General features: G+C 66.6%; 9 protein-coding genes. 2 read left to right on the top strand and 7 right to left on the bottom strand.

What is annotated here, in order from left to right; translation table 11 throughout:
• Positions 1–6 precede the first annotated feature (6 nt).
• Both ACL58G_RS00665 and ACL58G_RS00660 read left to right on the top strand, forming a co-directional pair.
• The gene (locus ACL58G_RS00665) at positions 7–2,115 is read left to right on the top strand and encodes a peptidase domain-containing ABC transporter (protein WP_440964622.1); all 2,109 of its coding nucleotides are present in this window, start codon (positions 7–9) and stop codon (positions 2,113–2,115) included.
• The gene (locus ACL58G_RS00660) at positions 2,112–3,443 is read left to right on the top strand and encodes an HlyD family type I secretion periplasmic adaptor subunit (protein WP_440964621.1); all 1,332 of its coding nucleotides are present in this window, start codon (positions 2,112–2,114) and stop codon (positions 3,441–3,443) included. The genes ACL58G_RS00665 and ACL58G_RS00660 overlap by 4 nt, the downstream gene beginning before the upstream one ends.
• A 24-nt stretch (positions 3,444–3,467) precedes the next feature.
• On the opposite strand, the gene ACL58G_RS00655 is transcribed toward ACL58G_RS00660, so the two are convergent.
• The 7 genes from ACL58G_RS00655 to ACL58G_RS00625 are packed head-to-tail and all read right to left on the bottom strand — an operon-like array spanning position 3,468 to position 9,544.
• Entirely contained in the window at positions 3,468–4,730 is a 1,263-nt protein-coding gene (locus tag ACL58G_RS00655) for a protoporphyrinogen/coproporphyrinogen oxidase (protein ID WP_413339411.1), read from the bottom strand.
• 1 nt (position 4,731) lies between these two features.
• Positions 4,732–5,610: an SDR family oxidoreductase gene (locus ACL58G_RS00650; protein ID WP_440964620.1), complete on the bottom strand. Its 879-nt coding sequence runs from the start codon at positions 5,608–5,610 to the stop codon at positions 4,732–4,734.
• Entirely contained in the window at positions 5,607–6,023 is a 417-nt protein-coding gene (locus ACL58G_RS00645) for a polysaccharide biosynthesis C-terminal domain-containing protein (RefSeq protein ID WP_440964619.1), read from the bottom strand. Before ACL58G_RS00645 ends, ACL58G_RS00650 begins: the two co-directional genes overlap by 4 nt.
• Positions 6,011–7,153 (bottom strand): CDP-glucose 4,6-dehydratase, encoded by a 1,143-nt coding sequence (gene rfbG / locus ACL58G_RS00640; protein WP_413386427.1) that lies wholly within the window; start codon positions 7,151–7,153, stop codon positions 6,011–6,013. The genes ACL58G_RS00645 and rfbG overlap by 13 nt, the downstream gene beginning before the upstream one ends.
• Complete coding sequence (rfbF, locus tag ACL58G_RS00635) at positions 7,114–7,887, bottom strand: glucose-1-phosphate cytidylyltransferase (protein ID WP_056129205.1); 774 nt, start codon at positions 7,885–7,887, stop codon at positions 7,114–7,116. Before rfbF ends, rfbG begins: the two co-directional genes overlap by 40 nt.
• A 17-nt stretch (positions 7,888–7,904) precedes the next feature.
• On the bottom strand, positions 7,905–8,669 hold the full coding sequence (locus ACL58G_RS00630; RefSeq protein ID WP_440964618.1) for a hypothetical protein: 765 nt from the start codon (positions 8,667–8,669) through the stop codon (positions 7,905–7,907).
• The gene (locus ACL58G_RS00625; RefSeq protein ID WP_440964617.1) at positions 8,666–9,544 is read right to left on the bottom strand and encodes a glycosyltransferase family 2 protein; all 879 of its coding nucleotides are present in this window, start codon (positions 9,542–9,544) and stop codon (positions 8,666–8,668) included. Before ACL58G_RS00625 ends, ACL58G_RS00630 begins: the two co-directional genes overlap by 4 nt.
• Between the last annotated feature and the right edge of the window lie 3 nt (positions 9,545–9,547).

The following is a 9,547-nucleotide window of genomic DNA, read 5'->3' as shown; positions in this document are numbered from 1 at the left end:
ACAACTTTGCAATGCCTGACTGCCATCGCGCAGCATCACGGCCTGCAAGTGAATCCAGAGCGCCTGATCCACGACTACGCGTTGAACGCGGAGGAGCCCTCGTCGTCCATGCTGCTGGGGATGGCCTCGAGCATCGGGTTGAAGGCCAAGCTGCGCCAGCTGACGGTCGACAAGCTGCTGGGGCAGAAGGGCGTGTTCCCGCTGCTCGCGCGCCTGAAAGACGGCAACAGCATGATCGTCGTGGGCGCGCGCAGCGACGATGGCGGCGTGCTCGCGGTGCTCGATCCGCTCGGCGACCTCGGGACCGTCAAGATGCTCGATCCGGCCGCATTCCAGTCGCTGTGGAGCGGCGAAGTCCTGTTCCTCAAGCGCACGTCGAAGCTGTCCGACACGCGCCAGCCGTTCGGCCTGCGCTGGTTCATTCCCGAGATCCTGCAGCAAAAGGCCGCGTTCCGCGACATCGCCATCGCCGCGATGGCCATGAACATCCTCGGTCTCGCGTCGCCGATCTTCTTCCAGCTCGTGATCGACAAGGTGCTCGTGCACCATAGCGTCTCGACCCTGTGGGTGCTGGCGGCCGGCATCGGCATCGCGCTGCTGTTCGAATCCACGTTCGGCTTCATGCGCCAGATCCTGACGCTGTGGGCCACGAACAAGATCGACATCCGCCTCACGCGGCGCACGTTCGCGCACCTGCTGTCGCTGCCCATCGATTATTTCGAGACCACGTCCGCGGGCGTGGTCGTGCGCCACATGCAGCAGATGGAAAAGATCCGCGGCTTCCTCACGGGCCGCATGTTCTTCACGGCGCTCGACCTGACCGCGCTGTTCATCCTGCTGCCGATCCTGTTCAGCTATTCCGTCAAGCTGGCGATGATCGTGCTGCTGTTTACGCTGCTCATCAGCGGCATCGTCGCGGTGCTCGTGCCCACGTTCCAGCGCCGCCTGAATGACCTGTACACGGCCGAGGGCCAGCGCCAGGCGCTGATGGTGGAAACGATCCACGGCATGCGCACGGTGAAGGCGCTGGCCATCGAGCCGATGCAGCGCCGCGCCTGGGACCAGCGCTCGGCCAATGCGCTGAACCAGCACTTCCGCGTGGGCCAGATCTCCATCACGGGCAATGCCATCACCGACTTCCTCGGCAAGCTGCTGCCCGTCGTGATCATCGTCATCGGCGCCCAGGACGTGTTCGACCAGACGCTGTCCGTCGGCGCCCTGATCGCCTTCCAGATGCTGTCCGGCCGCGTCAGCGGGCCGCTGATCGCCCTGGTGGGCCTCGTCAACGAATACCAGGAAACGGCGCTGTCGATCCGCATGCTGGGCGAAGTCATGAACCGCGCGCCGGAAGGCCGCACCGGCGGCCTGCGTCCCGAACTGCGCGGCAACATCACGTTCGACGGCGTCGTGTTCCGCTATCCCGGCGCGCAGAACAACGCGCTCGACCGCGCCACCTTCGAGATCAAGGAAGGCAGCGTGATCGGCATCGTGGGCCGCAGCGGCTCGGGCAAGACGACGATCACGAAGGTCATCCACGGCCTGTACCGCATCCAGGAGGGCCTCGTCCGCTTCGACGGCTACGACGCCCGCGAGATCGACCTGCCGCACCTGCGCCGCCAGGTGGGCGTCGTCCTGCAGGAGAACTTCCTGTTCCACGGCACGGTGCGCGAGAACATCGCCGCGACGATGCCCGAGGCCAGCTTCGAGGACATCGTCGAGGCGGCACGTGCTGCCGGCGCCGACGAATTCATCGAGCGCATGCCGCAGGGCTACGACACGATGCTGGAAGAGAATGCGTCGAACCTGTCCGGCGGCCAGAAACAGCGCCTGTCGATCGCTAGAGCGCTGCTGGCCAAGCCGCGCATCCTCGTGCTGGACGAAGCCGCGAGCGCGCTCGACCCGGAAAGCGAAGCGATCTTCATCAACAACCTGTCGCGCATCGCCGTCGGCCGCACCGTGATCATGGTGTCGCACCGCCTGTCGACGCTCGTCAACGCCGATTCGATCCTGGTCATGCAGCGCGGCCAGCTGATGGACGCGGGCCGCCATCAAGAACTCCTGACGCGCTGCTCTACTTACATTCAATTATGGAACCAGCAAACAAGTCATCTGTGACCGCGCTCGATCCGACCGACATCGAGTTCCTGCCGGACGCCGACGAGATCGAGCGCCGTCCGCTGCCGCCGTACGCGCGCATCACCGTGCACGCACTGGCGGCGATGCTCGTGTGCTTCCTCGGCTGGGCCAGCCTCGCCGAGATCGACGAGGTGGTGAAGGCGCAGGGCAGGCTGACTACCCCGTTGTCGAATATCGTCGTGCAGCCGATCGAGACGTCGATCATCCGCTCGATCGACGTGCGCATCGGCCAGGTCGTCAAGAAGGGCGAGCGCCTCGCCACCCTGGACCCGACGGACGCCGACGCCGACCAGGCGCAACTCCGCCTGAAGTTCGACAGCCTGGACACGCAGGTGAAACGCCTCGAGGCCGAACTGGCCGGCCGCGGGAACCCGGCCGAGACGGGCAAGGTGTCGGCCGACACGCAACTGCAGGACAAGCTGGCGGGAGAACGCCGCGCCAACTTCGCCGCGCAGATGGCGCGCCTGGACGAGAACATCGCCAAGACGCGCGCCTCGCTCGACACGAACGTGCGCGACCAGCAGGTGCTGGGCGACAGGACGAAATCGCTGCGCGAGGTGGAGACGATGCAGGAACGCCTCGTCGACCAGAAATTCGGCGCCAAGGTCAACCTGCTGGACGCACGCAACAAGCGCATGGAAGTGGAGCGCGACTACACGCTCGCGAAGAACCAGGAACCGGAGATCCGCCGCGCGCTGGCCGGCCTGGAGGCGGAGAAGCGCGCGTTCGTGAACGGCTGGCGCCAGAAGATCATGGAAGACCTGCTGAACCTCACGCGCGAGCGCGACGCGACGGCCGAGCAGATCAAGAAGGGCACGCTGCGCCGCGACAAGGTGATCCTGACCGCGCCGGCCGACGCCATGGTGCAGGACATCGCCAAGCTGTCGCAGGGTTCCGTCGCGCAGGCCGCCGAAAAGATGTTCACGCTCGTGCCGCTGGGGACCGCGCTGGACGCCGAAGTGCAGATCGATTCGCTCGACGTCGGCCACGTGAAGCCGGGCGACGTCGCCCACATCAAGCTCGACGCGTTCCCGTTCCAGAAGCACGGCACCCTGGAAGCCAAGGTGCGCACCCTGTCCGAGGACGCGTTCAAGCGCGACACGGCGAACGCGGAATCGGGCACGGATGCCTACTACGTGAGCCGCATCGACCTGGGCGGCGGGAAGCTGAAGAACATGGACCCGCACGCGCGCCTGCTGCCGGGCATGACCCTGACCGCGGAGATCGTGGTCGGCAAGCGGACCGTGTTGTCGTATCTGCTGTGGCCCCTGACGAAGGGGCTGGACGAAGCGATCCGGGAGCCGTGACCGCCCGGCGCCGCGCGCCTGTCCTCAAGGCAGGGCGCGGTAGCCGCTCAGGAGCGACTGGTTGCTCCACAAATAATCCCACTCGCCGAACCGGCCGCACGTGGCAATGCCCGCCGCGCCCGCCCAGGCGCGCACGCGGGCGCGCCGTTCTTCCATTCCCTGCTCGAAGATGACGTTGCCGTAGGCGAGGCGGCGATGGTCGAGCACGACGATGTCGTCCGCCGTCGCGATGCCCATCTTGCGCAGCGCGTAGACCGTGTTCTCCTTGAGCGCGTCGGGCGCATGGGCGCTGCCCGTGTCGTAGTTGTAGATCTCGAACTGGAGCGAGCTGCAGCCGGGCGGCGCGTTGTCCGGCGATTTCACGGACGGCGAATAGGCGCGGCTGGCGGCGATGTCCTCGTCGTAGATGTAGAACCACAGGTCCTTCACGAGCGGCTTGTCGAACCCGACGGAGACCAGGTCGATCGACGTGGCGTGCAGGCCGGCGCCGGCCGCGCGCACGTCGTCCGGGACGTCGCCGGCCAGGCGCACGAGCACGGGCAGCGGCAGCGTGCTGACGAGCTGCCGGTAACGCACCGTCGCGCCGTTCGCGAACGTCACGGTGCGCGCCGCGGTGTCGATGCCTGTCGCGGCATGGCCCGTGCGGATCTCGGCGGCATCGAGCAGCGGCTGGATGAACGCCTTGTAGCCCCCCGCGACGGGGTAGCGCATCTCCTTGGTGTAATACGTGTTCGGCGTATCGCCCGTCAGGGCGCCGAACAGGATCTCGTCCAGTTCCGCGCGGCGCATGCGGTTGCCGATCCACGTCGTGGACAATGCGCGGGCCGGCACCGCCCAGTATTTCTGCGTGTAGCGCAGCGGGTACCGCTCGGCGATCGCGTCGCCGTACTGGTGGCGCAGCCAGCTTTCGTAATCGTCGTGCGCGAGCGTGTCGGGACGCGCGAGGAAGGACTTGATCAGGGCCACGCGCTGTTCCGGCGGCAGCGGATACAGGTTGTTCTGCACCGGGTGCTTGAGCCAGTAGCCGTCATCCCAGCAATACGAATCGGCCGGGTGCGTGAGATACGGCGTGCGGTCGAAGATCGCGCGCACTTCCGGTTCGTTCGCGAACGACAGGTGCACGGCGTGGTCGAAACGGAAGCCGTCGACCGTGAAGTTGTCGAGCAGGCCGCCGGCGCGGTCGCGCGCCTCGAAGACGACGGCCTGGCGGTTCAATTCGCGCGCGCGCAGCGCGGCGCCCAGGCCCGCGATGCCCGCGCCCAGGATGACGATATCGATGGTTTCCATGTCAGTTCGCTGCGAGGTAAGGGGCGAGTTCGCCCTCGAGATAGGCGGCGAGGGCGGCACGCCAGTCGCGCATGGCCGGCCAGCCCAGCTGGTCGCATTTCCAGTTGTCCGCCATTTCGTTGTCCGAGACGTTGGCCTTGCGGTTGAACGATGCGGCGTCGGCGGAACCGACCTCGAGGTCGAAGCCGGCCAGGCGCACGATCGCCTGCACGTACTCGTGGCGCGACGCCGAGCCGCCGTTCACGCAATTGAAGACGCCCGCGAGGCCGCTCGCGCCCAGGTCGAGCATGCGCGCCGCGACGTCGCCGCTGAAGCAGGGCACGCCCCGCTGCTGGACGTTCGAACGCATCGTCGCGCCGTTCGCCAGCGCGGCGCGGGCCTCGTCGATGCGGCGGGCGACGAAATTCTTCGGGATGTCCGGCGCGCCGCCGAACAGCCAGCCGGTGCGGACGACGAGGTTGTCCGGGCTCGCCGCCAGCACGCGTTCCTCGGCCAGCGCCTTGCTGCGGTGGTGGTGCGTGGTCGGCCGCACGGCGTCGTATTCGCGCCAGGGCGCGGTGCCGTGGGCGCCGTACACGCCGGTGCTGGAGACGAACAGCAGCTTCGTGCCGGCGCGCGCGCAGGCGGTGGCGATCAGTTCGGTCAGCAGCAGGTTGTCGCGGTAGCAGGTGGACGGGTCGAGCTCGCACTGCTCGACGTTCGTGTTGGCGGCGGCATGGATCACGAGATCCCAGCCGGCGGCGAGTTCGGCGGGCAGGTAGGCCGGGGCGTCCGGCAGCGCGGGACGTGCCAGCGGCGCGCAGTGCCAGCCGCGCGCGGCGGCCGCCTTGCCGATGGCCGTTCCCAGGAGGCCGCGGGCGCCGGTCAGCAGGATCTTCATGCGAGCGGGTACGCGGCCAGGTCGACGTTGACTGCCTCGGCCGGATCGTGCGGGATGCTGGCCATGTTGCAGACCAGGTTCGTCCCGTCGCCGGTGCCGGTGAACGCCATCCACCAGCCCGGCGGCACCGTGAGCCTGCCGTAGCTGGCGTCGCCCAGCGTGTGCGAGGCCGTGCGGCCGGTGCCGGCATCGTGCAGGTGGAACGTGACGCTGCCCGCGACGACGACGAGGTTCATGGTCATGCGCGTATGCCGCTTCCAGCCTTTCGTCACGCCCGGATGAACGGTGGTGAAATAGACCTCGCCGAAGCCGGCGAAGCCCGGGTCGGTCGCCTTCATCGCGTGGTACACGTCGCCTTTGGGGTGGGCGATACGCGCCAGCGGCGTGAGCGTGCAGGGCGTCAGCGCGTCCATGCCAGCCCCCGCGCCGCGGCCAGCGCTTCGTATTCGCCGATCTGGGCGAGCGTCAGCGCGTGCATGTCGGCCTGCTCGCGGTAGTAGCGGTAATACCATTCGCTGACGAGGCGCACGCAGGTCTCGTAGTTCAGGTTCGCTTCCCAGCGCAGGTGGAACAGGGCCTTGTCGCAGTTCAGCTTGAGCAGCCCCGCCTCGTGGAACGGGATATTGCCGGTGACCTCGTACGCCTGTTCGGGACTCGCGAACTGCCAGTGGCGCGACAGGTCGCCCAGCAGCTCCAGCACGGTGCGGTTCTGTTCCGCGCGCGGTCCGAAGTTGAACGCTTCGCCCGACAGTTCCGGGCGTTCGTGCAGCGCCGCGCCCAGCGCGAGATAGCCCGACAGCGGCTCCAGCACGTGCTGCCATGGCCGCGTGGCCTGCGGGCTGCGGATCTCGACCTTGCGGCCTTCCGACCAGTTGCGCATGCAGTCGACGACGATGCGGTCCTTGGCCCAGTCGCCGCCGCCGATCACGTTGCCCGCGCGGCCGCTGGCCAGCCTCACCTTGCAATCGGGCGCGCGGAAGAACGACCAGTAGTAGGCGTGGATGACCACCTCGGCCGCGCCCTTCGAGCCGCTGTAGATGTCGCGCCCGCCGATATGGTCGGTCTCGCGGTAGCCCCACAGCCACTCCACGTTCTCGTAGCACTTGTCGGACGTGATCATCACGGCGACGCAGGGACGGTCGTGCAGGCGCAGGGCTTCCAGCACGTTGGTGGTGCCGATGACGTTGGTCGTGATCGTGTCCACGGGATCGCTGTACGACGTCGAGACGATCGGCTGCGCGGCCAGGTGGAACACGAAGTCGGGCTGGAAATCGGCGAGGACCCGCCGGACGGCGGCCAGGTCGCGCACGTCGCCCAGGTGGTGCTCGATATGCCCGGCCAGGCCGGTCTCCTCGAAGATCGAGGGCTGGGTCGGGATGCCGTCGGACAGGCCGGCGACGCGCGCGCCCAGCTTGAGCAGCCACATGACGAGCCAGGAACCCTTGAAGCCCGTATGGCCCGTGACCAGGACCTTCTTGTTGCGGTAGATGTCGCCGAACATGATCACTCCCAGGTCTTCCAGGGCGCGCGGCCGGATTTCCACAGCTCTTCGAGGTGCATCTTGTCGCGCAAGGTGTCCATCGGCTGCCAGAAATCGTGGTGGAAGAAGGCCCGCATCTGGCCGTCGCGCGCCAGTCCTTCCATCGGCTGCTTCTCCCACGTGGTGGCGTCGCCGTCGATGTAGTCGATGGCCTGCGGCGAGAGCACGAAGAAGCCGCCGTTGATCCAGGCGCCGTCGCCCTGCGGTTTTTCCTGGAAGCTGGTGATCTCGTCGCCCTGCAGGTTGAGGGCGCCGAAGCGGCCCGGCGGCTGGACGGACGTCAGCGTGGCCAGCTTGCCGTGGGCGCGGTGGAAATCGATCAGTTCCGTGACGTTCACGTTCGAGACGCCGTCGCCGTAGGTGAAGCAGAACGCCTCTTCGTCGCGCACGTAGTCGCGCACGCGCTTCAGGCGGCCGCCCGTCAAGGTGTCGTCGCCGGTGTCCACCAGGGTCACCTTCCATGGCTCGGCGCTGCGCGTGTGCACTTCCATGCGGTTGTTCTGCATGTCGAACGTGACGTCGGACGTGTGCAGGAAATAGTTGGCGAAGTACTCCTTGATCACGTAGCCCTTGTAGCCGCAGCAGATCACGAAATCGTTCACGCCGTGCGTGGAATAGCCCTTCATGATGTGCCAGAGGATGGGCTTGCCGCCGATCTCCACCATCGGTTTCGGTTTGACCGAGGTTTCTTCGCTGATGCGGGTGCCGAGGCCGCCCGCGAGGATGACTGCTTTCATCCGATCTCCTTGCCGTTTCAGTTCAGCCGACCGGTCTCGGTCAGCACCGTCAGGGGACGCGTGATCACCTTGTCCGCACCGTATTCCAATGCCTTCTTGCGCAGCAGCAGGCCATGCAGGCGTTCGCAGCACAATCCCATCGTACGTTCTTCGTAGCCTTCGCGCCGGACGTAATGGTTGTGGGCGAAACGCGCCACCACCTCTTCGAGCTGGCGCATCGTCTCGACGAACCACGCGACCGGCATGTAGCCCACGTTGCCCGCCGTGATGAAGCTGGTGCCGGACAGGAAGTTGATCGCCTCGTCGCTGTCGATCACGCCGCAGTCGACCGCGTCGCCGAAGAACATCAGCAGGTCGCGCCCGACCGCGTTCGCCGAGTACTGCTGCATGACCGTGCCGGGAAAATTGATGGGCGCCGAGATGATCGGGGTCGTGCCGTCGCCGATGAAAGCTTCGATGGGCAGGTCCCGCAGCTCGCTCGGGTGCGCGTGGTAGTTGAAACCGCGCAGCTCGCCGATCTCGGCGACCAGGGCGTAGCGGCGGTAATGGCAGACGCCGACGAAGCCGTCGGCGTGCGCTTCTTCCAGCAGGCGGCGGATCATGAAGAGGGCCGCGTATTCGCCCAGCTTCATGTTCTTGAAGGCCAGCTGCGGCGCGTGCACGCTCATGCCGATGCCGCGCTCCGGCACATAGCCGCCGGTGCCGACGAGCGTCAGGAACGGCGGCAGGGGCCAGCCCGGGTCCTTGTGGCTGATGCAGTAGAAGGGGGGCAGGGACGTCATGCGGTCAGGCTCTCCGTGTAGGCGGCGTAGCGCTGCCAGGCTTCCTCGACCTGGAAGAAGACCCCGCGCAGCTGCAGGTAGGCGGTGTGCACCTGGTCGCGCTTGTCCAGCAGCTCCTGCGTGCCGACGACGCCCAGGCGATGCGACGCGAGCAGCAGGTCGAAGTAGTCGGAGAAGCAGTAGCCGAAATTCTTGTTCACGGCCGGATTCGATTCCGACTGCAGGCGCGGATCGCGGCGGAAGTAGCTCAGTTCCTCGTCGAGGTAGAACACGTCGCCGCCTTCGACCAGGTTGCAGTACGCGGACACGTCGGACAGCCCGCGGGTGCAGTCGTGGCCGGCCAGCGCGAACAGCCGGTGGTGGCCGATTTCCCACAGCTTCTGACGGGTGAACATCACCGTGGAGAATTCGCCGACGAAATTACGCATGCCGAGGACCATGCTGCGGTGCAGTTCCAGGCCCGTCATCGAACCGCTGGCCTCGAACGCACGGCGGGTTTCGACGCGCAGGTTGTTGGCGTCGATGACCTGCGAGGCCGAGAACGTCATCTGCACGCGCGGATGCGCAGTCATCGCGGCCACCATGCGCTCGACGCAGAACGGATGCAGGATGTCGTCGTCGAACAGCGGCTTGATGTACGTGCCCTTGCCCGAGAAGAAGGCGGCGTGGATGTTATCGCCGCGGATCACCGAGCAGCGCTGGTAGATTACTTCGGGAAAGCGTGCGCAGATATCGCGGATTTGCTCGGTCGGGCAATTGTCGCTGACGAGGATTTCGATATTCGGGTAGGTCTGGCCGACGGCCGAGCGCAGGCATTGTTCGAAGTGCTCCGGCTTGTACGACGGGATGACGATGCTGACTTTGGGAAGCGTCATGGA

The organism is Massilia sp. GER05 (genome assembly GCF_052056005.1).
GTDB lineage: Bacteria > Pseudomonadota > Gammaproteobacteria > Burkholderiales > Burkholderiaceae_D > Telluria > Telluria orientalis.
Note: the sequence above shows the minus strand (reverse complement) of the source record. Positions and strands in the feature narration are given on the sequence as shown.